Source organism: Streptomyces sp. NPDC002130 (genome assembly GCF_040296465.1).
GTDB lineage: Bacteria > Actinomycetota > Actinomycetes > Streptomycetales > Streptomycetaceae > Streptomyces.
This window is the reverse complement of the sequence record NZ_JBEOXI010000852.1, coordinates 1-1,409: the sequence shown is the minus strand read 5'-3', so window position 1 is coordinate 1,409 and position 1,409 is coordinate 1. Positions and strand designations below refer to the sequence as shown.

Genomic DNA, 1,409 nt, shown 5'->3' with positions numbered 1-1,409 from the left:
CCAACTACGGCTCGCTCGTCGACATCGCCGCCCCCGGTGGTGAGACCCGCACCTCCACCGCCAACGGCATCCTCTACACGCTGAACTCCGGCACGCCTGGGCCGCTTGTGTGTTCGACGCTCAGAACGTGCGGCCAGCGGGCAAGTCGTTCCGCGATCGTCAAGGCGTACGAAGTCGTGCAGTCGACTTCGACGAAAGCCAGACACGATTCCGGACGGCCATGGCCGGTTGCCCTGGCAGAGACCCAAGCGGTGCCGGAGTCCTGTAGCCGCTGCCAGCGGCGTGCGACGGTGACCGGATCGACTTTGAGTGCGTCACCTACCGTGCGCCACGACGCTCGCGGGTCGAGCTGCAGGCAATTGATCAGGGCGAGGTCTATGTCGTCGAGTACGGCGGAATCCTGCGTTTCTTCGATCATCGTGCAAGTATCGTGCATCTTCACTGTGTCTGGGATCACTTCATTCATGCTCGAAGGCAGAACGCGGTGGCGAGAGTCACCGCGTTCCTGCTGGGAGAGGAGAACCCTGATGCCGTCCACCACGTTGTCCACCGTTCCGACCGAGAGAACCCTCGATTGGGTGCAGCGCCTCATCGAGATAGATACGACAAGTTCCGTGAGCAATCGACCGTTGATCGATCTTCTCGCTGCAGAACTGCGTCGCCACGGGGTCGAGCCGATACTTGTTTCCGACGACGAGGGGACGAAGCTCAATCTGTTGGCCACGTTCACCCCTCCTGACGGAAGTACTGCCGGTGGTGTGATGTTTTCCGGTCACACAGACGTTGTGCCGGTCGACGGTCAGGATTGGAGTAGCGACCCTTTCACTCCTGACATTCGCGACGGAAGCCTGTACGGACGTGGCACGTGCGACATGAAGTCGTTCATCGGGATCGTCGTCGCGGCGATCCCCGACATCGTTGCTCGGCCGCTGGCTAAGCCGATTCACTTTGCCTTCTCCTACGACGAAGAAGTCGGCTGCATCGGTGCAGCCGGGTTGGTCGAAGAGGTTGTTGCGCGGAACCTGCGCCCCGACGTGTGCGTCGTCGGAGAGCCGTCGGAGATGCGGGTCATTCGCGCACACAAGTCGATGAATGTCATACGTGTTGATCTGCATGGTGTTTCGGCGCACTCGTCGCTCACTCCGCAAGGAGTCAATGCAATCGAATACGGTGCCGAGTTGATTCGATTCGTCAGAAACCGTGCCGACGAACTCCGGGCGTCCGGCCCGTACGACGACGCATTCGACGTGGCCTGGACGACGTGTTCGGTCAATCTCGTGTCCGGCGGAATAGCAGTGAACACAGTGCCCGAGGATTGCTCCATCACTTTCGAGTTCAGGAGCATCAGCACAGCCGGCGCCGCAGATCTGCTCGAACGCTTTGCCGCCGAGACGAATCGGATCGAGAAC

At 60.6% G+C, this 1,409-nt stretch carries 2 protein-coding genes; one reads left to right on the top strand and one right to left on the bottom strand.

Annotated elements, in window-relative coordinates; genetic code table 11:
- Nucleotides 1–73 precede the first annotated feature (73 nt).
- Nucleotides 74–466, bottom strand: a complete 393-nt coding sequence (locus ABT116_RS46300; RefSeq protein WP_351647225.1) for an Lrp/AsnC family transcriptional regulator — start codon at nucleotides 464–466, stop codon at nucleotides 74–76.
- Between the two features lie 61 nt (nucleotides 467–527).
- Here ABT116_RS46300 and ABT116_RS46295 point away from each other — a divergent pair.
- Nucleotides 528–1,409: M20/M25/M40 family metallo-hydrolase (locus tag ABT116_RS46295; protein WP_351647223.1), on the top strand; the 882-nt coding region annotated here is incomplete at its 3' end.

Bases quoted from the DNA above. Each gene is read 5' to 3' on its own strand.
- ABT116_RS46300 (WP_351647225.1), bottom strand. From the start codon at position 466: ATGAATGAAGTGATCCCAGACACAGTGAAGATGCACGATACTTGCACG.